Source organism: Nocardia sp. NPDC006982, from assembly GCF_042869435.1.
GTDB lineage: Bacteria > Actinomycetota > Actinomycetes > Mycobacteriales > Mycobacteriaceae > Nocardia.
On record NZ_JBIAFV010000004.1, the window covers coordinates 578,726 to 599,032 of the forward strand.

Consider the following 20,307-nt stretch of genomic DNA (forward strand, 5'->3'; position numbering starts at 1 on the left):
AGCGCCGCCAGGTTTTCTCAGGAGAGTCTCATGGAACACCCACCCTTGGTCTCAGAACCGTTGCGTTCAATGACCGGTGGCTGCCCCGTCCGGTCCCAGTCTCACCCGGGCGGTAGGCAGCGCCAACTTCGGCAAGAATCCGAAACGACCTCGAACCTAATCGGCGGCTATCTCGTAACTCCTACTACAACGAGCCGACAACGCCGAGGTCATGATGAGCGTCGAACACGTCAACCGTCGAACAATCGTCGTCGGAGCAGGGGCCGCGGCAGTTGTCGCGGCCTGTTCCACGAGCGAAAGCTCGTCGACGCAGGTCACCTCCACCGCCTCCACCGCAGTACCTACGACGACATCGAGTTCCGTTGCCGCCGAACCGCCGCCGCCCCCGACCGAGGTGCCGGCCGGGCCGGAACCCACCCCTGGCACCGCACTCGCCCGCACCTCCGAAGTGCCGATCGGGTCAGGGGTGTTGCTCGGCGATACCGTCGTCACCCAGCCGAGTCCCGGCAATTACCAAGCTTTTTCGGTGATCTGCACGCATGCGGGCTGCGCGGTCAACACGATCAGTGGCGGCACCATCAATTGTCCTTGTCACGGCAGCAGATTCAATCTCGACGGATCCGTGGCGACCGGTCCGGCCACCCAACCGCTCGCCGCGCGCACCATCTCGGTACAGGGCGAATGGATCGTCGCGGGCGCATTCGCAGCGCTACCCGCCGCACGGCAAGAGGTCCAGGAACAACCCGCACCGGGGCCGCAGGTCGAGGAGGGCGCACCGGAGAACGCCCTCGCCCGCTCCTCCGACATACCGGTCGGCGCCGGGCTCATCCTCGGCGACACCGTGGTTACCCAACCGAATCCCGGTAATTACCAGGGCTTCTCGGTGATCTGCACACATCAGGGCTGTGCCCTCAACGAAATCGCGGGCGGCACCATCAACTGTCCTTGTCACGGCAGCAAATTCAATCTGGACGGATCCGTGGCGACCGGTCCGGCAAATGAACCGCTCTCGCGCCGCGAGGTATCGGTACAGGGCGACTGGATCGTCGCGGGCGCACCGGCGACACCGCCGGTGATCAAGCCGTGGTGGTGCGAAATCCCGATCTTCGCGCCTGGTAGTGCGGACTGCTGACTATTTCCGCCGCGCCGTTCGGGTTGCTCCGATGGAGGCCGCCACCACGCAGATGACGCCCACCCATTGCGCCGCGTGCATGATCTGGCCGAGGACGATCAGTCCGGCGAGTGCGGCGGCAGCCGGTTCCAGGCTCATCAGCACGCCGAAGATGCGCGGTGGAATGCGCCGCAGCGCTTCGAGTTCCACGGAATACGGCAGCACCGACGACAGCATCGCGACCGCGAAACCGGCAGCGAGGACCGAGGGCTGGAACAGTGTGGCGCCCGCGTCGGCGATGCCGACCGGGACCATGAGCACACCGCCGAAGGCCATCGCAATTGCCAATCCCCCACCGCCGCTGGTCCGGTCACCGAGTGCGGCACTCAGCAGAATGTAGCTCGCCCACAGGGCGCCCGCGGCCAGCGCGAACAGCACACCCGACCAGCCGACATCGCCGCCCGCCTTGGTCAGCAGCAGTACGCCGCCACCGGCGAGTACGGCCCACACCGGATCGGTCCAGCGCCGCGAGCCGGCCAGCGCGACGCTGAGCGGCCCCAAGAATTCGAGGGTGACCGCCATACCGAGCGGAATCCGGTCGATGGCCTGGTAGAAGCACAGGTTCATGGAGGCGAGCACGGTGCCGTAGCCGAGCACCACCGGTAGCGCGCGCCGCTCGATCCGCAGCGCGGACCGCCAGACGACCAGCAGCACCACCCCGGCGAAGAACAGGCGCAGTGTGACCGCACCCGCGGCCCCGGTGGCAGTGAACAGCTGTTTGGCCAGCGCCGCGCCGACCTGCACGCTGACGATCCCGATCAGCACCAGTGCCGTCGGCGGCACCCCGCCGAGCCCGCGCGCGTGCACCGCACGCAGGGGCGTCAGCGGCCCGGCCGACTTCGGATTCCGTTCGATATCGATCGCGACCACGCGGCACCCTCCGTCCAAAAACCCAGCATCCCAGAAACGGTCAGGCCGCCGGGCGAGGACCTGCCAGATCGACGAGATCGATATCCTTCGGCGCGGAATCGCGTTCGCCCGCTTGCGACTTCGCCCGCTTGCCGGCAACGAGATACGCAACGACCAGCAACACGCTCAACCACACGTAGGTGTTCCCCCACAGGTGTTGCCAAGGCGTCCAGGCCAATTCACGGCGATTATCGCCCGGCAGCCAGTTCTGCGGCCCGTACACGAATGCCGCGGTGGTGAGGACGATCGCCACATACCAGCCGATCGCCCGACCGCGCGGCAGTGTGGTCGCGTAACAGACCATCGCGAACAGTGCGGGCGCGATCATCACCCAGTGATGCGACCAGGAGATCGGCGATACCAGCAACGTGAAGACGGCGTTGATCGACAGCGCGAGCGCGGGCATCTCGGCGGCCTGGCGCATGGCGGGGACCACCAGCGCGAGCAGCGCCGCACTCAGCACCAGCCACAGCACGGTGAACAGCGGCTTCTCCACGCCGAATCGGGCGAGCACGGCCTGGATCGACTGGTTGGTGTGGAAGGAGGAGCCGCTGAGTCCGGAGACATTGCCGAGTCCGCCGAACCAGTAGTTGACCGATTCCTTGGGCAGGATCGCGAAGCTGAGCGCGGTCGCCACCGCACCGGTGATCGCGGCGGTGACTGCGGCGCGATAATCCCGGCGCACCAGGAAGTAGAGCACGAATGCCGCCGGTGTCAGCTTGATCGCGGCGGCAACGCCGACCAGCATGCCGCGCCGCCACTTCGGCTTCGCGGTGAGCGCGTCCGCGGCGACCAGCACCATCAGCAGCAGGTTCACCTGTCCGAAGTCCAGCGTGGAGCGGACCGGCTCCAGCAGCATGGCCAGCGGTGTCGCGCAAGAGGTGGCCAGCAGCGCGAGTTGCAACGCGCCGCGCTCGGGCCAGCGCCGCCGCGCGACCAGATACAGCGTGACGGCCAGTGCGAGCGTCGAGGAGATGAAGAAGGTGAAGGCCGCGGCATCCCATGGCAGCAGCGCGAACGGGCTCAACACCAGTGCGGCGAACGGCGGGTAGATGAACGGCAGCCCGATACCGATGGTGGTCTGCGGCAACTGGCCGTACATATCCGCGCCGTCGCGCAGCGCCTCGATGCCGAGCCGGTACACCTGCAGGTCGATGAACCCACCGGTGATCCGGTGGAAGGGCCACAGCGGCGCCATCAGGCACCAGGTGGCGAAGCCGACGAGCAGCACCGGCACCAGCCACACCGCGCGCCCGAATCGTCGGTTCACGGGCTTCGACCTATCTGGGGTGGTGACACTACTCATCCGCGGCGACTATACCGACCCGCACGAAGGCAGCCGAATCCGCGTTCTTACTCATGGCAATCGGTCAACGCTCAGGACGCCCCGAACAAGCCGAGCAGATCGTTCTTGCCGAACATGGCGGCCGCGGCCCGCGCCGACGGTGTCCCGGCATCCGGATCCGCACCGGCGGCGAGCAGGGCCCGCAAGATCTCGGTCTCGCCCTTGAAGACCGCACCGGCGAGCGGGGTCTGTCCCTTGTCATTGGCTCGATTCGGGTCGGCATCACGCGCGAGCAGCACCTGGACGGCGTCCTGATGACCGTGGTAGGCGGCCAGCATGAGCAGCGTGTCGCCGTTGTCGTTGGTGAGGTTCACCGGGACACCGGCATCGAGGTACGCCGTGAGCCGCTCGGCATCGCCGTGCCGAGCTAGATCGAAGATCTTGGTGGCGAGTTCGATCAGGTCCGGGTCCGTCTCGTCATTGCCCATCTGCCAGTCCTACCACTCGAGATGCGCCGGAGACGGCAGTTGTCACGGAATGATTCGGCCTGTCGCGGTCGATAACAGTTTCATAACTCGACGATCGGGTACCCCGCAAACATGACAGTGACGCACAAGCGATTTCACCGCCCTGCCGGTGTCGATCGCGGAACCGCGCTGCTGGCCTTGGCAACCTGCCTGATTTTCGTGGCCGGCATCGCCACCATCACCCGTTCCTTCCCGACCAGCGCGGCGGCCGCCGGATGCATCGCGGCCGGACTGACCGTGACACTCGGCATCCTCCCGCACAGTCGTTAGCCGATCCACCAGAACGTCGACCCCACTGCCCGATACGGCAGGCTTACTGCCGTGCGTGTACTGCTGCTCGGCCCCTTCGAGGTCCGCGATGACGAGGACCGACCGCTTCGGATCGCCGGGGTCAAGGTGCGCGCATTGCTGGCCCGGCTCGCCATGGAACCCGGCCGGGTGGTGCCCGCCGATGCGCTCGCCGATGCGATCTGGGACGGACGCCCGCCGGATAACGGCGCGAATGCGTTGCAGGCGTTGGTGTCTCGGGTCCGGCGCGCGGTCGGCACCGCGCGAGTCGAGGGACTCGCGGCGGGCTATCGGCTGGTAATCGATCCCGTCGATGTGGATGTCGTCCGGTTCGAACGCCTGGCCGCGGCCGGGCGAGAATCGGATGATCTGGCCGCATTGCGCGAGGCCGAGGCCCTGTGGCGGGGTCCGGCGCTGACCGAACTGCTGGAGCTGCGGTTCGCGGCCGACGCGGCGGTGCGGTTGAACGAGTTGCGGCGCGGCGCGGCCGAACATCGGCTCGGGCTGGAGGTCGCCGCAGGCAATGACGTCCTCGACGAGGTACGCGTACTGGCCGAGGCGCATCCACTGACCGAGCGCATCCAGGGCCTGCTGATCCGTGCGCTGTATGCGGCGGGCCGGCAGGCCGATGCATTGGCGGCCTTCGAACGGACCAGAGATCGGCTCAGCGACGAACTCGGCATCGACCCGTCCCCCGAACTGAGCGAACTGCACCTGGCGATCCTGCGGCAGGAATCCGCGGCGCCGCGCCGACGCACCAATCTGCGCGCGCAGGTCACGAGTTTCGTTGGGCGCGAGGAGGATGTGGCCGAGCTGACCGCGCGACTCGCGGCCGCCCGGCTGATCACCATTGTCGGACCGGGCGGTGCGGGTAAGACCCGACTCGCCGTCGAGGTGGGCGAGCGGGCTTCCCGCGGCGTGTGGCTGGTCGAACTCGCCGCGGTGCGCGATCCGGAACAGGTCGCCTCAGCGGTGCTCACCACGATCGGTGTGCGTGAGGTCGGGGTGTTGGAGCCGTCGGCCGGTGATCCCGTGGATCGGTTGGCGGAATACCTTGCACACCAACATGTCCTACTGATCCTGGACAATTGCGAGCATCTCGTCGACGCGGTTGCCGAACTAGTCGACCGGCTGCTCGGCGCCTGTCCGCAGCTGCGGGTGCTGGCCACCAGCCGGGAATCGCTCGCCGTCGATGGTGAACATATTCACCAGATTCGTCCGCTGCCCGTGCCCGATGATGTGGCCGATGCCGAAAGTTTTCCCGCGATACGGCTTTTCGTCGAACGAGCGCGAGCGGTCCGTCCGGATTTCGCGCTCGATGCCGGCACCGCCCTGGCCGTGGTCGAGATCTGCCGACGGCTGGATGGTTTGCCGCTGGCCATCGAGTTGGCGGCGGCACGGCTGCGAGCACTCTCGGTCGGCCAGATCGCGGCGAAGCTCGATGATCGGTTCACGCTGCTCGGTCGCGGCAGCCGGACGGCGCAGGCCCGACATCGGACATTGCGCGCGGTCATCGAGTGGAGTTGGGCGCCGCTGTCGGAGCCCGAACGTGAGCTCGTCATGTGGCTGGCGGTGTTTCCGGCCGGTGCGATCCTCGACGCCGTCGACGATCTCGAGTTGCTCGCCGGGTTGGTGGACAAGTCGTTGGTCGAGCTGGGCGGCGAGCGGTACCGGATGCTCGAAACGATCCGGTCGTATGCGTTGGAGCGGTTGGCGGAGTCCGGTCGGGAGGGTGTGGTTCGAGATAGGCAGGCGCAGTACTCGCTGCGGCTCGCCGAATCGTCCGAGGCGGAACTGCGCTCCGCCGGGCAGCTCGATGCGCTCGCCCGGTTCGATTCCGAACGCGGCAATATTTCCGCCGCATTGCGATTCGCGGTGGACACCGGTGCGGTCGAGCTGGGCATTCGACTGATCGCGGCAATGTTCTGGTACTGGACGTTGCGCGGGATCCACACCGAGCGGCTGCATTGGATGCGGGCGGTGCTGGAGCTTCGCGGCGAGGTACCGGATGAGCTGCGGGCATTGCGCGGTGTGCTCGATGGGTTGTCGCGGTATGAGAGCGGGGCGATCGACGACGGGATTCGGGCCGTAGCGGCTGGTATCGAAATAGCAAGGGGCTCAGGCGATCTGCCCAGCGGGCCGACGGGCACCGTTCTGCTGGTAGCGCCCGCATTCCTGGAAGGGCAAGGCCTTTCGACCTCATGGCCCGGGCTGGTCGGGTGGGAGCGCGGGATAACGCTCTTACTCGGCGGTACGAGCATCGCCCAATTGGTCAGTGCGAAAAAGGAATTCGAGTCGGTTGGTGAACGCTTCGGCCTGTCCACGACACTCCAGTCGATCGCGGATGACCAGATGCGTCACGGTGATCTGCCCGGGGCGATCACTTCGCTCACCCGTGCCGCTGCCGCCTTCGAAGAGCTGGGCAATGCGGGTGATGCCGCGGCCGTCTGGGCCGAAGCGGCCACCGCGCTGGCTCGGCTCGGCGAATTCGACCGCGCCGAAACCGCGCTGGCGCGAGCCGGACAACATGTCGAGGCGGCCGCAGAGCCAGGCACCGCGACATATGTGCGGCTTGCGCGCGCGGAGTATTTCCTGCGTCGAGGCGATCGGAAAGCGGCGCTGCGCGAACTCGATCGGGCCGAAACCGGTCTCGTGAATACCGCCTTCGGTACTCGAATTCGTGCTCGGAGTGCTAGTTTTCGAGCGCTGATCGCGATTCTCGACAACGATCCGGCGCGAGCTCGGCGGGTGCTCGATGCGGCGACCAAAGGGCTGATCATCGGCGGGGACGCAGCAACGACCATTTCGAGCGGGGCGCAGCCGGACGACCTGGCAATGTTCGCGCATTTGTATGCCGCACTCGCAATGCTCGATGGCAATCCGACCGCTGCGGCCCATTTGCTCGGCGCGGCAGCCGCCATGCTCGGCACCGAGGACCTTCGCGGTTATGACAATCTCGTCGCACCGGCGGATCGAGCCCGCGCAGCGCTCGGGGCTGACGCCTTCACCGCTGCCTACGGCAGCACAGCGGGCCTGCACCCCACCGCCGCAATCGAATTCCTACTATCACAGGCGATTTGAACGCATGCGGTGGCCGAACCACCGGTGCGGCTACCGCTCGGCCTCAGTTGTCGGAATCTACTGGTACGGAAGCAGATTCGGGCACCCCACCCGCGACGATCATGCCCAACAGTGCTAGGGCGCGCTCGTCGGCCGAACCCTGCTCGGCGTGATAGGCGATGAGTATCTGGCCAGGAGCACCATTGACGGCGAAGGTTTCGTAGGACAGCGTGAGGTCTCCGACCAGCGGATTGCGAAAATGTTTGACGCCCGCGGTTTTCGCGCGCACGTCATGACGGGCCCATAGCCGCCGGAAATCTTCGCTCTTCAGCGTCAACTCGCCGACCAGCTCGGTCAGGCGCGGATCGTCGAGATCGGTGCCCGCGGTGGCACGCAGACTGGCGACGGTATCGGCGGCAATGGTTGGCCAGTCCGAGTAATACGCACGCGCCTGCGGGTCCAGAAAGATCGCCCGCACCATATTGACGCCCTTGGCCGAACAGGAATTGACCGCGGTGGCCAGTGGATTCGCGGCCAGCACATCCATATATCGGCCGAGGACCAGTGCGGGCGTATTCGGCCAGGAATCCATCAGGCGCAACAGCCCTGGCGCGACCCGCTCGGGCCGTCGCGCCGCCCGCCTGCGTCGAACGGTCGGCCGCGCCAACTCGCGCAGGTGCGCGACCCCCTCCTCATCCAACGCGAATACCCGGGCCAATGCCTCGACCACCTGCTCGGACGGATGCTTATCCCGTCCCTGCTCCAGCCGCACGTAGTAGTCCGCGCTCATGCCAGCGAGCATGGCCACTTCCTCGCGACGCAGCCCGGCCACCCGCCGCTGGCCACCACCGGGAATCCCGAACTCCTCCGGACGCGCCAGTTCGCGGCGGGCGCGTAGGAACACGCCCAATCGGTTCTCGGAGTCCATGCATCCGAGGGTAGGACAACTCGCTCGGACCTGGGTGGCCCTGGGACTACCAGGAAGTTGCAGCTTGACAGAGCCCCTTCTTGACATATGTCGAAAAGGTTGGGCAGACTCGACTCCGTCAGGTTTTCGATATATGTCTCACAAGTGGAGGTACCGTCCAATGTCCCGCATCCAGCTCGCCCTCAACGTCGACGACATCGATCAAGCGGTGCAGTTCTACTCGACCCTGTTCAATGCCGAACCCGCCAAGCGCAAGCCCGGTTACGCCAACTTCGCGATCACCGAACCACCGCTGAAGCTCGTGTTGATCGAGAACCCCGGCCACGGCGGCAGCCTCAACCACCTCGGCGTCGAAGTCGAAGCCAGCGACCAGGTACACACGGAGATCGCGCGACTGTCGACGGCGGGGCTGTTCACCGAGGAGCAGATGGCGACCACCTGTTGCTTCGCCACCCAGGACAAGGTGTGGGTCACCGCACCCGATGCCGAACGCTGGGAGGTCTACACCGTGCTGGCCGACAGCGAAACCTTCGGCACCGCACCACAACTCGCCTCCGGCGAAACCGCCAGCGACGAGCAGGCGATGTCGGTGTGCTGCGGCACCGCCGTTAAGAAGGACGCGGTTGCCTCCGGCGCCTCCTGCTGCGGCTGAGACTCGCCCGATGACGCTGTTGGCGCGGCGGCTCACCGCCAGGTTCCTCGGCACCGCCCTACTGGTGTGCGTGGTCGTCGGATCCGGTATCGCCGCCCAGCAACTGACCCAATCGTGAAGGCGTCCCATTCAATCGGGGCGACGCCTTGCCTTTGTCAGTCCTTCGCCGTGCCGGATTCGGCTCCCCGTCCTGGAACCCTGCGTACTGGGTGCTTCGCGGATCGAGCGGGCTTACCGATCAGGCCCGCGAAATCTGTTGTGCCGCAAACATGACGACCTCATGTAGTCAGTGGGAGAAGATTGAGAGCCCCGGAAGAGAAAGAAATGGGTGGGACACGATGGCGAACCTACTCCTAGTGCTGGCGGTCCTGGACATTGCGTTGATGACGATATTGATCATCATCTACCGCATACCGCGCCTATCGCGCAGCTTGCAGAACATACCTGCGGTGCAACGCCATTGGCGTCCGAACTGGCCAGAGCTCAGAAGAATGATCCCGCTACTGCTCCTCGCCCTGACGGGTGCGCTGTGGGGGCTCGTAAACCTGATGTGATCTCGTCGCCGGTCGCGGGCGCGCAGGAACACCCAATCGGTTCCCGGAGTCCATGCAACCGAGGGTAGGACAACCCGGTCGGACCTGGGTGGCCCCGCGACTACCAGGAAGTCCGCAGCCTGGCGGGCGGCCACCGCGGATACGAACCTGGTGCTCATGACAAACAACCTCGAAGGCCGCACCGCGGTAGTCACCGGCGCATCCAGTGGTATCGGCGCCGCCACCGCCCGACAGCTCGCACACAACGGCGCACGGGTAGCCCTACTCGGCCGCCGCAAGGAACGGATCGAAGAACTGGCCACCGAGATCGGCGGACCGACCCTCGCGGTGGTCGCCGATGTGGTCGATCAGCAATCCATGCACGACGCCGCGGCAACGGTGCACGCGGCATTCGGACCGATCGACCTGGTGGTCGCGAATGCGGGCGTCATGCTCGCCGCACCGTTCGAAGCGGCGGACACCGACGAATGGGATCAGATGGTGGGCACCAATATCAGCGGATTGCTCTACACCGGAAGGGTTTTCATCGACGATCTGCTCGCCGCGGCGCGCGACGGCCGCCGCGCGGATCTGGTGCATGTCGGCTCGATCGGCGGGCACACCGTCTTCCCGAACTACGGCGTCTACACCGCGACGAAGGCCGCCGTTGCCCACCTCACCCGCAATCTGCGCGCGGAATTCGGCCCGCGCGGTGTCCGGGTGAAGAATATCGAACCCGGTTTCGTGGAAACCGAACTCGGCGCGGGTATGCGCGATGAAGAACAGCGCGCCGGGCTCGCCCAGTGGCGCAGCGAACTCGAAGTCCTGCGTTCGGACGATATCGCCGATGCGATCGCCTACGCCGTCGCCGCACCACCGCGGGTCAACGTGGCCGAGCTCATCGTCGTGCCGACCCAGCAGGGCTGAACCCGATGCGGCGGACGTCCTCCCGGACGTTCGCCGTTCGGCGTCGCAAGCACGCTATGACAGCGCCGTCCACCCGTCCCACACCCGCGGGCCGATATCGCCACGCACACAGGCCAGGCGAAGATCCGCCTGCGCCTGGTACTCCGGATTCGCGGCCGCCGCCTGCGCGGCCATGGTGGCCATCCGGAACTCCCGGATATCACGCAGCAGATAGAAGCCGTCCCAGCGCAGCACATCACTGCCGTAGGCCCGGCAGTACTCGGCATATTGCGCATCGGTGATCCAGCCGAACGACGCGCATTCGATCGCCGCATGCACCAGATCCCATTCTGGTGGACCGAACGACAGCAGTCCGGTATCGAGCAGGATCACGCTGTCGTCCTCCGCGACAACCACATTGCCGCTCCACGCGGCGCCATGGATGACGCTCCACGGCCGTCCGGTCGGCAGCGCCGCCCAGCGACCACGCAGTTCCGCCAAATGCCTACGCATCCAAGATCTGTCGTCCGCGCTCATGGTATGCGCCGCATCGATGCGTTCGTCGAGTCCGACGAAGGGGGCCACCTGTCCGATTTCCATTTCGGTCGGCGGTGCCAGCCCATGCAATCTCGTCAGCGCCGCGGCCACCTCCGCAGGTGTACCCGCGCGGTGCCGCGGCAGCTCATGCCAGAAGGTCACCGCGCGACCGTCCACCACCACCGGCTGCGGAATATCGGAAACCGCCTGCGCCGCAGGTATTTCGGCGGACATCAACCAGCGCGCGACATCGACCGCACGCTTGGCGGCGCCCTGCTGTCCGGGCGCACCGATCCGCGCTATCACCCCGCCCAGCAACCGATAGTCGATCTCGCCGGTCACTCGAAGTAGTTGGGCGTCTGCGGAATTCATGCCAACGCCCGCGCAGGCGCCCCGCAGAATCGACCACGTCCCGTTACTCAGCCGCGTCGCGGTCATTTCTCCATGATAGCGGTTCGATCTAGCGAATTGCATTGATTCACAACCAATCTGATGCATCAACTACCGCGCCGACCACGATATCGCCCGCTAGTCGCGGCGCGGTCTTGCCATGCCCAGCAACCAGGTCTTCGGATCGGCTCGAGGTCCATGCCCACGTGCATGGCCAGGGTCTTCGCATGAAAGCCGAAGATCTTGCGGCCGTGGTCATCACGCCCGTCGCGGACGCGATCGGCCCGGAGTCGTCGCTGATCGACGAACTCGGCGCTGAGTCGACCGACCTGTTGGATATGTGGTTTCGCATCGAGGAGCGAGGTGGTCAGCGAGGCGGGGCTGGCCCATCTCGGGCCAGTACTACCGCGGTTCATTGGCCAGCCCACCGCGAAATGATCAGGTGCACAGTCTCATAACCGTAGGCAATCTGATCGATCTGGTGCATTCGCTGGTGGCGCAGCACCGATCCGAGGCTACGCCGATGGAGGCGGGAAGAGAACCCTGCTCGCGGTGGAAACGGAGCGCATCCGACCGCCCGCTAGCCTGAGTCGGCAAGGCCGATCGTGAACGAGGCGCGCTGCGCCCGCGTGCTTCGAGCCGCCCATCGCCCCATCTCGCGCTGCCGTAAGCGTCAACTTCGATGGCGTGCTCACCGTCGGCCGATTCGGTTGGCAGTCGCACCGATGCCAACGACCGCCGGTCCACGAGGTCCAGGTATATCCGCTGCGGATCGCGGCCCAGCGGCACCAGGAAGATCCGCGCGTACTCGAACTTCTTGCGGGCGGCCGACCACGTGATGTCGAGCGACCGACGGGCGGTATCGGTGAACTCGACGGCGACTCGCAATGTCGCCTCGCCCGCCTGGTACCGCACGGCTTCCTCCTCGTGTGCCCGCTACGTCGCATTATCTTCCGGGTCTTGTCATCTGCGCGTAAATTCAGCTCACGCGGTTTCCAGCTGATTCATGCATATGAAGGGATCACCCAGATATGTGTGTTGCGAGTCGCCAGTGGATCCACAGCGCGGTTTCGGTCGCGCTCACCGTCATGATCGCCATCGCTGCCGTCTCCTGCGGCTCGAATAACGACCACGGAGCACAGGATTCGACTATCCCGCGAGCAGACAGCCCCGAAGCCGGGCGAATCGTGGACATCGTCCGTGGCAAAATGACCGAACTCGACCTCAGCGCTGCCGTATTCGGCGTATGGCGCGGCGATGAACAGCTCGCCCTCGGCGCACTCGGCAGCTCCCCGCTCGGAGTTCCGGCGACACCCGACATGCAGCTGCGGGTGGGTCAGCCGATGGAGCCCATGCTCTCGACGGTGCTGCTCCAGCTGAACAAGGAAGGCGTTGATCGGCTCGACGAACCGATTGCCAAGTGGCTACCGGGTTTTCCACGTGCCGACCAGATCACGCCGCGGATGCTCGCCAACGGCACCTCCGGCATCTCGGACTACGTGACCGATCCCGAATTCCTGAAGACTTTCTACGCGAATCCGATCAAGGGTTTGACCAGCCAGGAACTGTTCGACCTGGCCAATGCGCGCCCACCGCTCTTCACGCCGGGCTCCAGCTTTGCCTACGCCCACAGTGATTTGGTCGTACTCGGCGTGGTGCTGGAGAAGGCCATCGGCAAGCCGCTCGGCGAGCTGATTCAGCAGCGCATCATCGACCCGCTCGGCATGAAGCAGAGCCGAGTGATGCTGACACCGCAGATGATCGAGCCGAGCCTGCACGGCTACACCAATGAGCGTGGTGTCTTCGAGGATTCCACGTTCTGGAATCCCACCGCATTCCTGCACAGCGGCAATATGAACAGCACAGTTCCCGACGTCGCGCTCTGGGTGCGCGCTCTCGCCGAAGGGAAACTGCTGCCCACCGAAACATTCGAGGAGATGATGGCGCCCTCGACAGCGGGCCTGGGCCCACTCACCAAAGAAAAGTTCTTCGCCTACGGCATTGTCCATGTCGACGACTGGATATTCATGAATCCGGCATTCGGCGGGTACAACGGTGTGGTCTTCTACGACACGGTTACCAAGTCCATGATCGTCCTGTACTGCACGCTCGGACCGAAGGCAGATGCCAACGTGGACAACGCTATTCCCATCGGCACCGAGCTGGCCGAACTTCTCGTGCCGGACCGGCCGCCGCGCAGCTGAGGTTCAGATGAACGTCGATTTCAGGTAGTCGGTGACGTCGGCGCTGCTGGCAGTACGCCGGGCGAATCCGAGATAGCCGTCCGGCCGGACGACGAATACCGAGCGCTGCCGCGCGCGATAACTCTGCGCGAATTTTCCCGCGGTATCGCGGAAAGCGGCAGGATCGTCTCGGCGATTTCGGCTTGCGGGGCGGCGATGAGATACGCGTCGAGATGACTGTGCGCCGCGACCTTTGCGGCAGCGGCCAGTTGTTCCAACTCGCGAAGATCTGTCGCAGAGGTGGTTTCGTCCGCGTAGATCAGGATTGTGTGCTCGATTCGGCCAAGCAACGAGAACAGCCGAATATCGAAGGCGACGGCATCGCGGGTGAGACCGGCGCATAATCCGGATCGGTCGAATCCGCACCGATGCCTTCGCGGGCGCTGCGCACCGTCCGGCCCACCACCTCTTCGCCGACGGGCCTGCGTTCGGCGTCGTAGCTGTCCAGCAGATCCGTTGCCGCATCGCCTTTGACGGCGAGCGCGAGCTTCCACGCGAGATTGTGCGCATCCTGGATACCGGTGTTCATGCCCTGCGCGCCGGTCGGCGGATGAATGTGCGCGGCATCGCCCGCGACGAAAACCCTTCCGCGACTATAGGAATCGACAATGCGGTGGCTGATCCGAAACACCGACGACCAGCGAAGTTCCGACGCTGTGGTCGGCTCGGGACCGAGCCGGTCCAGCACTGCCTGCAGATGCGGCAGTTCGGGCTTGCGCCCGGATTCGAAGCCGTGCGCGATATCGTCGCCGCCGACCGACGCGCTCGCGAGTTCGTCCGGGACGAGCATCGAGATGCGGTACCGGGACCTGCCAGGCAACGGGATACACACCAGCACACCGTCGGTGACGCCATCGGTCTGGTGCATCGAACGGATGCTGTACCCACGAGGCAGCGACCAGTCGAGTTCGACATCACCGAGCATGTACTGCTCGGCGAACGCCGCACCCTCGAACGTCAGGCCGAGTGTCTTACGGACCGTGCTGTGCGCACCGTCGCAGCCGACGAGATAACGCGCCCGCACCATCTCATCGGCGTCGGCGCGCGACAATACCGCCCGGACATCTTCGTCACCTTGCTCGAATGTCGTGAGTCGCGGGCCGCGTTCGACCGTGGTGCCCAGTGCGGTGAGGCGGTCGCGCAGTATCCGCTCCGTCTCGTACTGAGGTAGCCCGATGAATCCGAACGGTATGTCCGGTGGCAGCGACAGCTTCATCCGGGCGACTTCGGCACCGTTGACATAGAGGATCTGGCCGCGCAGCTGGATCGCCGCGTCCAGCACCTGACGCAGGGCGCCCATCCCCTCGAATAACTCGAGCGTGCGGGGCTGAATGCCAACGGCTTTCGCGTATCGCGGCGGTTCCAGCAGTGGGTCGATGACCCGGCAGGAAATTCCCTGCGACGCAACTCGATCGCGGCGGTCAGTCCGATCGGCCCGGCTCCCGCGATCAGTACGGCGGTCTCATCCATCCGACATCACCGTCATCGACCGGTCGTCGTTGGTTCGGCGGAACTGCTCGTCGGGCTCGTAGTCGCTTCGCCCGGCACAGCATTGGCGCCGTAGAAGGTCGGCAGCATGCCTTTGAGCAGCACCAGGGCCGATCCCTCACCCGACGGGACCGCCGCGAGGTTGGTAGCGATCACGATGGTGAGATCCGATTGCGGGTCGTGGCCCATGAAGGTCATGAATCCCGGGAGCTGACCGTCGTGTCCTATGAGGTGCGTACCGAATCGCACGATGCCGAGACCGTATCCGGCTTGGTCCGGATTGGCCGGATCGATCGGCTGAATGCTGTCCAACCGAGTCTTCTGCATCTTCGCGTCGAGCAGACGACCGCCGACGAGCGCCTGCACATACGTCGCCATCTCGTCAGCCGTCGAGATCGCACCACCGGCGGTCCACGCCCAAGACACGTTGATATCTGTTTGATTGGTAGGTTTCAGGGTGCCCGCGACAGCCTCGGCCCGTTGCGCGGGAGGAAGTGCGTAGGTATCGATGGTGGATACGTTGGTGCCGAAGGCATAGCCCTGGGGATGCGGATCCGGAATCGAGGAGTCCGTGGGCGCAGGCAGTGATGTGTCCTCGAGGCCCAACGGTTCGAAGATACGCTTCCGCAAATTCTCCGCGGCCGTCATATTCGTGAGTTTCTCGATGACCAGGCCGAGCAGGATGAAGTTGGTATTGCTGTACTCGAACTTTTCCCCGGGCTGAAAGTTCACGGGGTGCGCGAACGCGATGGCCAGCAATTCCTCGGGCGTCCACACCTTCTTCGGCTCGTTGTCGAGCGCAGCATTGAACTGCGGGTCGAAGGTGTAACTGTATAGCCCGCTTCGCATTTCGTTCAGTTGAGCGATCGTGATCCGATCACCGTTCGGCACGCCTGGCCAATACTTGTCGATGGGGTCGTCGAGCGAGAGCTTGCCATCCTGCGCCAACTGCAGGATCACCGTCGACGTCATCGTCTTGGTATTACTGCCGATCCGAAAGTAGTCGTCGACCGTCATCGGCTCGCTCGTATCGATGGCTCGGATACCGAATGCCGCCGCCCAATTGCCTTGCTTCGGCGATTTGACGACCACGACAGCGCCCGGAATGGCATTGTCCTTCATCAGCGTGGTTATCACCGGCCGGATAGCGGCGGCATAGGCGGGCTCGGCTGCTTGCGTGGTCGATTGCGTGGAAGTTTTGGCGGAGTCCGTCGACGTCCCGCAGCCCGTGACGAGCAACAGACCGGCTGCAACACACGCGGCGATGCCTGTCCTGTGTCCCATAACGCTCCGTTCGAGGTTTGCTGGAACGTGGCTATGTAGCGCGGTGCAACACTAACTCCGCGTGACGCGGTTTCGCGCGGGAATGCCGGGCGCAGCCCATTGCCACCTCTTCTGGCAGCGGCGCAACGAGTTCCACTCGAACGCGCGACGATGCTCCGACCTTTCCAAGATTCTCGGCGCGGCCTGCGCCGATGTGATCCGCGTCTCAGGTACGGTGCGACGACCTACGCCGGGCCAAGAGGGGCTCGGTCGGCACAGCGAAAGGCGGGCATGATGGGCGGACTCTCGCGCGGCGCGGCCGGTGTGGCGCTGGCGGCGGCGTGTCTGACGGTACCGACAACCTTGGCACCCCAAGCGAATGCGGCGATCGCCCCCACCCTGTCGGTGGCGATGACCGGCCCGGCACTCGGTGCGACCAGCGTCGCGGCGGTCGGCTGTGGGCAGACAGCGCAGGCGAGGGTGCAACGCCCCGATGGCACCCCGGTGCAAAGCGGTATCGTCGAGTTCACCAGCCGCCTGCCCGGCCTCGGCGGCAACATCGTCGGAACCGTACCGGTCTCCAACGGCACCGCGAGCATCCTCTGGATTCCGGATATCGCGGGCCAACACATCGTCAGCGCCGTCTATTACGACGGCCTGCCCGACTACCAACCAGCAGCCGGATACACCACCGTCACCGCCGTAAACCTCGGCGGCGTCTGCATATAGATCCGAAACGACGAAGGCCCGGTCCGGGTGGACCGGGCCTTTCCTGTGGACATGGCCACGCGCTGCTTGCCGATCCGCATTCGTTGGTCAGTTCGTCCGGAAGATCGCGACGGCAGATTCCGCGGTGGGGATCGCGAGCTCACATGATGTGGCTTTGACTTCCACGGCCATCAGGTCGTAAGGAGCCGCGCGCTTGGGGGCGGGGAGCAGCAGGCCGACGAAAGTCGTGATCCGACACCAGCCTGTGCTGGTGTTCTCGATGGCAAAGACTCCATCGATCCGGACCCGTCGCTGGCCGTCGCTGAGGGGATACGAGGCGTCCGTGGCTCGCCGCCTGGACTCGTAGCGGAGTTCGATTTCCTGGCTGGTGGAGTAGCGCTTCGGATCGTCGAGAATGAAGCTGCACTCGTACAGGGAGGTTTTGGCATCCAGATAAGGTGTGTGCTCTTCACCGATACCGGCGAGACCGGCGCAGGGGTCGAGAGTCGCAGTATCTCGGCGTGTGAGTAGGCCGTCGAAAATGTGCACCGAAGACTGGGCGATCTTCCCCACCGCGGGACAATTGGCTCGGCCGCCGTCGCCGAACATCTCCGAGAACATGAGAAACGCCGTCGAACCGTCATCGATCTGCTCGAGCGGCACCGCGATCGCACATCCGCCGCTGGCGACGGCCTGGATAGCGTCGCGCCCGGCGACCTCGATCCGCTGCGCTCCATCCGGTAGCCGCTCTGTCGGCGCGCCGATGGTGATATCCAAAAAGATCGCGGAAGTCTTGGTCTCGGCCAACAAGTCTTCGAAGGATACGACGCAGCGATCAAGGCCTTGGGCTGGCAGCACGCTCGCGGGTCCCACCTCGGCTATGGCAGCGGTATCGAATAGATCGCACGGATCGATTGCGCGCAGTTCGTCGAGTACATCGAGCCTGGCCTGGGATCCTTGCGGCTGGACCCGGCTGCGATAGTCGCTGCTCGGTGCGGCTGGCGGCACGCCGCGGCCGATCTCCGGCGCCGATTCGAAGGCAGGCGCATCGGTAGCCGACGGATGGGGTGAATTACTCGCACAGGCAGAGAGGAGAGCCAGTAGTACCGCACCAACGGCTGTAGTAGTACGAAACCCCTTGGATCCCAATCGCATACGGCCCCCCTCGACCTTGTTCAGCAGTTCATCGGGCAGCGTAGCGGCTGGCTCATACCGTGGTACCGTCAGGAAGACGGAGTTGGCCGTCGCCTCGCCAACCGCCTTGCAAGCCTTGTCGTCGAGCACGATCCGGACGGCCAGATCGTTTGGGGCGGACCGCTCGTCGATCTCGCGGTCCAGTTCGACGATCAGGGCGTGTCCGCATTCGGCGAATCAGGTCGTCGACACGGCGCTGCCCCGGTGTCAGCGTTTGTCGATAGTCGGCGCGGCGCCGCAGTTCCGCTGCTAGCGCTGCGCGGTCCGCCTCGAGTTGCTGTGGTTGCCGCGCGGTGTCGGCTACGGTCCGGAGTTCGCGTACTTGGTTCTCGTATTAACGCATCGCATTGACCACCGCGGCCGGCACATGGATCGGGGCCTGCCAGTTCACTTCCCGTGCTTCGCGAGGGTGGAAGGATTCGATGTTGTCGCCGTAGAAGAAATCGATGAAGTTGCCCGCAGCGAGCGCCTGCACCAGTGGATCGACGTTGCCCCGTCGTGAACAGCACTGTGTGGCAGCCCGGGTCGAGCACCTCGACGCTGGCATCAATCTCCGGCTGGCCTATCCACGGTCCGTCACAATGTTTGAGGAGCATTCGGTACAGAGTGGCTGTCCCCCAGTGCGGCTGGCCCGACATCTTGACCACGACGTCGTCATGATCGGGCGTCTCGATTACGAACATCGCCGCGAAGGTGTTCCGGAGGAGTGGAGCGTCGAGCGCTGTGACAGTGACGAACTTCTCCCGCAGTTGCTGATCGATGCGGACGGAAATCGGTACGACCACGCCAGCGCCGTCGAGGCTCCACATATCGCCAGCGTAGATGTACTCTCCGGCAACGAAGTTGGGACCGAAATCGGTCTGAGTCCACATGTCGAACGGTTCGGCTGGACTCGTCTTGTCCTCGTGATCGTCTGGGGCCAGCGGACGGACGGTGGGATCGGCGATCAGCAGGGCGTGACCGAGCACGGTGCGCCGAATATCAGTCAGCTCGTTGGGGCACTGCGATTCCTCGCTACCTTTCTCCGGATTGACCCACCATCCGGTTTCCAATGCCTGGAGGGCCGCCGCGCGGTATCCGGGTTGTGGCCCCGTTCTCGCAGGCGGTCATTCGCCCGCCACAATTCGCCGTTGAGGGGGCTGTTTCTCCACAGTTCTTCGTTTTCCGGCCAGGGATCCGGGGCAGAGTCGTTGCTGGCAAGCAGCTGTTGGTAGTGCTTCTGTAGGTCGGCCCGCGGAGCCGCCTCCCAGTCGGGTTCATGATGAACCAGGTAACGGCTATGACCTATGGGTGCAATCTGAGGGCATTCCGATATCATTGACTTCATGGCGACTATCAAGACACCGAAGACCCACAAGGTGCGTAAGGCGACCGCCAAAGCCGCGGCCGTCAAGGCGGCGCCGACCAACCTGAATGTTCGCAACCTCGATCCTGCCATCAAGGCGACCATCCAGCGCCGGGCCACTCGTCACGGTCGGTCTATGGAGGCTGAGGTACGCGACATCCTCACGCGCGCTGCTACCGAGGGCGACACCCCCGCACCCAGCCCCCTGTCTGGGGCCGCCCTGCTTGCCCGACTGGCCGAGCTTCGGCAAGCACTTGATGGTGACGTGCCGGAAATCGGTGTGCGACACGAGGACACGAAGTAGTGCTCATCCTTGACACCAATGTGATCGCAGCGGCCATGAGACCGGAGAAGTATCCGATCGTGTCCGCCTGGTTGGTCACCCAGCCAACGATCTACACGACTTCCGTCACGGTCATGGAGACCCTTAACGGCATCTACGCGCTCGATAGGGGTAAGAAGCGCGCCGTGCTTGATGTTGCGGCCGATGCCGTGTTCGCACCCCTCGAGGCAGCTGGGCGGGTACTGACGTTCGACTATGCCGCTGCCTTCTACTATGCGACATTGATGGTGAAGCGACCCAAACCGACGGCAGGGGAAGTTCTCGACGCACAGATAGCGGCTATCGCCCTAGCTCATGATGCGACCGTGGCGACCCAGAACGTTAAGGACTTCGCAGGTAAGGGCGTGAAGGTGTTCGACCCATCCACGGGCACGCACCACGGATAGGCGCACTTCCGCACGGACGCGCCACCGTCCCGGTACGGGCACCTGTACGGGGATGACCTTGACGAGACCGGCTTAGCGATGCGCCGCTCTGGGCCGGTCTGTTGAAGAGTGCGTCCAAAACGTTTCCACGGGGCTTCGGGTGGCGTCGGCG

Annotated in this window: 19 protein-coding genes and 1 pseudogene; 10 read left to right on the forward strand and 10 right to left on the reverse strand. The window is 64.8% G+C overall.

From position 1 onward, the window contains the following. Positions 1 to 211 precede the first annotated feature (211 nt). Positions 212 to 1,132, forward strand: a complete 921-nt coding sequence (locus tag ACFYOW_RS19665) for a Rieske 2Fe-2S domain-containing protein (protein ID WP_387289748.1) — start codon at positions 212 to 214, stop codon at positions 1,130 to 1,132. On the opposite strand, the gene ACFYOW_RS19670 is transcribed toward ACFYOW_RS19665, so the two are convergent. From ACFYOW_RS19670 to ACFYOW_RS19680, 3 genes are all read right to left on the reverse strand, one after another. Beyond that, positions 1,133 to 2,041 (reverse strand): DMT family transporter, encoded by a 909-nt coding sequence (locus ACFYOW_RS19670; RefSeq protein ID WP_387289750.1) that lies wholly within the window; start codon positions 2,039 to 2,041, stop codon positions 1,133 to 1,135. A gap of 40 nt (positions 2,042 to 2,081) precedes the next feature. Further along, a complete protein-coding gene (locus tag ACFYOW_RS19675) occupies positions 2,082 to 3,386 on the reverse strand; it encodes a glycosyltransferase 87 family protein (RefSeq protein WP_387289752.1) in 1,305 nt (434 codons plus the stop codon). 71 nt (positions 3,387 to 3,457) lie between these two features. After that, the gene (locus tag ACFYOW_RS19680; protein WP_040694299.1) at positions 3,458 to 3,853 is read right to left on the reverse strand and encodes an ankyrin repeat domain-containing protein; all 396 of its coding nucleotides are present in this window, start codon (positions 3,851 to 3,853) and stop codon (positions 3,458 to 3,460) included. Between the two features lie 111 nt (positions 3,854 to 3,964). Between ACFYOW_RS19680 and ACFYOW_RS19685 the strand changes: the two genes are divergently transcribed. Both ACFYOW_RS19685 and ACFYOW_RS19690 read left to right on the forward strand, forming a co-directional pair. Then, the gene (locus ACFYOW_RS19685) at positions 3,965 to 4,162 is read left to right on the forward strand and encodes a hypothetical protein (protein WP_387289755.1); all 198 of its coding nucleotides are present in this window, start codon (positions 3,965 to 3,967) and stop codon (positions 4,160 to 4,162) included. A gap of 51 nt (positions 4,163 to 4,213) precedes the next feature. Further along, positions 4,214 to 7,261: a BTAD domain-containing putative transcriptional regulator gene (locus tag ACFYOW_RS19690; protein WP_387289756.1), complete on the forward strand. Its 3,048-nt coding sequence runs from the start codon at positions 4,214 to 4,216 to the stop codon at positions 7,259 to 7,261. A gap of 43 nt (positions 7,262 to 7,304) precedes the next feature. Here ACFYOW_RS19690 and ACFYOW_RS19695 read toward each other — a convergent pair whose 3' ends face one another. Then, entirely contained in the window at positions 7,305 to 8,168 is an 864-nt protein-coding gene (locus ACFYOW_RS19695; RefSeq protein WP_387289758.1) for a helix-turn-helix transcriptional regulator, read from the reverse strand. A 160-nt stretch (positions 8,169 to 8,328) separates the two neighbouring features. Between ACFYOW_RS19695 and ACFYOW_RS19700 the strand changes: the two genes are divergently transcribed. Then, positions 8,329 to 8,820 carry an ArsI/CadI family heavy metal resistance metalloenzyme gene (locus ACFYOW_RS19700; protein WP_387289760.1) on the forward strand — a complete coding sequence of 164 codons (492 nt, stop codon included), beginning with the start codon at positions 8,329 to 8,331 and terminating at the stop codon, positions 8,818 to 8,820. 710 nt (positions 8,821 to 9,530) lie between these two features. Further along, entirely contained in the window at positions 9,531 to 10,280 is a 750-nt protein-coding gene (locus tag ACFYOW_RS19705) for an SDR family oxidoreductase (RefSeq protein ID WP_387289763.1), read from the forward strand. Positions 10,281 to 10,334: 54 nt separating this feature from the next. Here the strand turns inward: ACFYOW_RS19705 and ACFYOW_RS19710 are convergent, their stop codons facing one another. Then, entirely contained in the window at positions 10,335 to 11,234 is a 900-nt protein-coding gene (locus ACFYOW_RS19710; protein ID WP_387289765.1) for a phosphotransferase family protein, read from the reverse strand. Between the two features lie 390 nt (positions 11,235 to 11,624). Next, the gene (locus ACFYOW_RS19715) at positions 11,625 to 12,101 is read right to left on the reverse strand and encodes a hypothetical protein (protein WP_387289767.1); all 477 of its coding nucleotides are present in this window, start codon (positions 12,099 to 12,101) and stop codon (positions 11,625 to 11,627) included. Between the two features lie 116 nt (positions 12,102 to 12,217). Here ACFYOW_RS19715 and ACFYOW_RS19720 point away from each other — a divergent pair, with 116 nt between their 5' ends. Further along, positions 12,218 to 13,390 (forward strand): serine hydrolase domain-containing protein, encoded by a 1,173-nt coding sequence (locus tag ACFYOW_RS19720; RefSeq protein WP_387289769.1) that lies wholly within the window; start codon positions 12,218 to 12,220, stop codon positions 13,388 to 13,390. Between the two features lie 3 nt (positions 13,391 to 13,393). On the opposite strand, the pseudogene ACFYOW_RS19725 reads toward ACFYOW_RS19720, so the two are convergent. Further along, positions 13,394 to 14,899 (reverse strand): annotated as a pseudogene (locus tag ACFYOW_RS19725) (FAD-dependent monooxygenase). 12 nt (positions 14,900 to 14,911) lie between these two features. After that, positions 14,912 to 16,201, reverse strand: a complete 1,290-nt coding sequence (locus tag ACFYOW_RS19730) for a serine hydrolase domain-containing protein (RefSeq protein WP_387289771.1) — start codon at positions 16,199 to 16,201, stop codon at positions 14,912 to 14,914. 270 nt (positions 16,202 to 16,471) lie between these two features. Here ACFYOW_RS19730 and ACFYOW_RS19735 point away from each other — a divergent pair, with 270 nt between their 5' ends. Further along, complete coding sequence (locus ACFYOW_RS19735) at positions 16,472 to 16,909, forward strand: hypothetical protein (RefSeq protein ID WP_387289773.1); 438 nt, start codon at positions 16,472 to 16,474, stop codon at positions 16,907 to 16,909. Positions 16,910 to 16,996: 87 nt separating this feature from the next. On the opposite strand, the gene ACFYOW_RS19740 is transcribed toward ACFYOW_RS19735, so the two are convergent. Together ACFYOW_RS19740 and ACFYOW_RS19745 are read right to left on the reverse strand one after the other, a co-directional pair. Then, positions 16,997 to 18,043 carry a hypothetical protein gene (locus tag ACFYOW_RS19740; protein ID WP_387289775.1) on the reverse strand — a complete coding sequence of 349 codons (1,047 nt, stop codon included), beginning with the start codon at positions 18,041 to 18,043 and terminating at the stop codon, positions 16,997 to 16,999. A 373-nt stretch (positions 18,044 to 18,416) separates the two neighbouring features. Further along, positions 18,417 to 18,557: a hypothetical protein gene (locus ACFYOW_RS19745; RefSeq protein WP_387289778.1), complete on the reverse strand. Its 141-nt coding sequence runs from the start codon at positions 18,555 to 18,557 to the stop codon at positions 18,417 to 18,419. Between the two features lie 37 nt (positions 18,558 to 18,594). Between ACFYOW_RS19745 and ACFYOW_RS19750 the strand changes: the two genes are divergently transcribed. The 3 genes from ACFYOW_RS19750 (at position 18,595) to ACFYOW_RS19760 (ending at position 20,156) form a co-directional block, all read left to right on the forward strand. Further along, positions 18,595 to 19,296 carry a hypothetical protein gene (locus tag ACFYOW_RS19750; protein WP_387289780.1) on the forward strand — a complete coding sequence of 234 codons (702 nt, stop codon included), beginning with the start codon at positions 18,595 to 18,597 and terminating at the stop codon, positions 19,294 to 19,296. Between the two features lie 111 nt (positions 19,297 to 19,407). Then, the gene (locus ACFYOW_RS19755) at positions 19,408 to 19,731 is read left to right on the forward strand and encodes a hypothetical protein (protein ID WP_387289782.1); all 324 of its coding nucleotides are present in this window, start codon (positions 19,408 to 19,410) and stop codon (positions 19,729 to 19,731) included. Beyond that, positions 19,731 to 20,156 carry a type II toxin-antitoxin system VapC family toxin gene (locus ACFYOW_RS19760; protein WP_387289783.1) on the forward strand — a complete coding sequence of 142 codons (426 nt, stop codon included), beginning with the start codon at positions 19,731 to 19,733 and terminating at the stop codon, positions 20,154 to 20,156. The genes ACFYOW_RS19755 and ACFYOW_RS19760 overlap by 1 nt, the downstream gene beginning before the upstream one ends. Positions 20,157 to 20,307: the final 151 nt, after the last annotated feature.

Coding starts and splice junctions, on each gene's coding strand:
- ACFYOW_RS19710 (WP_387289765.1), bottom strand. CDS start 11,234: ATGACCGCGACGCGGCTGAGTAACGGGACGTGGTCGATTCTGCGGGGC.
- ACFYOW_RS19735 (WP_387289773.1), top strand. CDS start 16,472: ATGATGGGCGGACTCTCGCGCGGCGCGGCCGGTGTGGCGCTGGCGGCG.
- ACFYOW_RS19720 (WP_387289769.1), top strand. CDS start 12,218: ATGTGTGTTGCGAGTCGCCAGTGGATCCACAGCGCGGTTTCGGTCGCG.
- ACFYOW_RS19705 (WP_387289763.1), top strand. CDS start 9,531: ATGACAAACAACCTCGAAGGCCGCACCGCGGTAGTCACCGGCGCATCC.
- ACFYOW_RS19755 (WP_387289782.1), top strand. CDS start 19,408: ATGGCGACTATCAAGACACCGAAGACCCACAAGGTGCGTAAGGCGACC.
- ACFYOW_RS19700 (WP_387289760.1), top strand. CDS start 8,329: ATGTCCCGCATCCAGCTCGCCCTCAACGTCGACGACATCGATCAAGCG.
- ACFYOW_RS19695 (WP_387289758.1), bottom strand. CDS start 8,168: ATGGACTCCGAGAACCGATTGGGCGTGTTCCTACGCGCCCGCCGCGAA.
- ACFYOW_RS19740 (WP_387289775.1), bottom strand. CDS start 18,043: ATGCGATTGGGATCCAAGGGGTTTCGTACTACTACAGCCGTTGGTGCG.
- ACFYOW_RS19730 (WP_387289771.1), bottom strand. CDS start 16,201: ATGGGACACAGGACAGGCATCGCCGCGTGTGTTGCAGCCGGTCTGTTG.
- ACFYOW_RS19665 (WP_387289748.1), top strand. CDS start 212: ATGATGAGCGTCGAACACGTCAACCGTCGAACAATCGTCGTCGGAGCA.
- ACFYOW_RS19675 (WP_387289752.1), bottom strand. CDS start 3,386: ATGAGTAGTGTCACCACCCCAGATAGGTCGAAGCCCGTGAACCGACGA.
- ACFYOW_RS19685 (WP_387289755.1), top strand. CDS start 3,965: ATGACAGTGACGCACAAGCGATTTCACCGCCCTGCCGGTGTCGATCGC.
- ACFYOW_RS19680 (WP_040694299.1), bottom strand. CDS start 3,853: ATGGGCAATGACGAGACGGACCCGGACCTGATCGAACTCGCCACCAAG.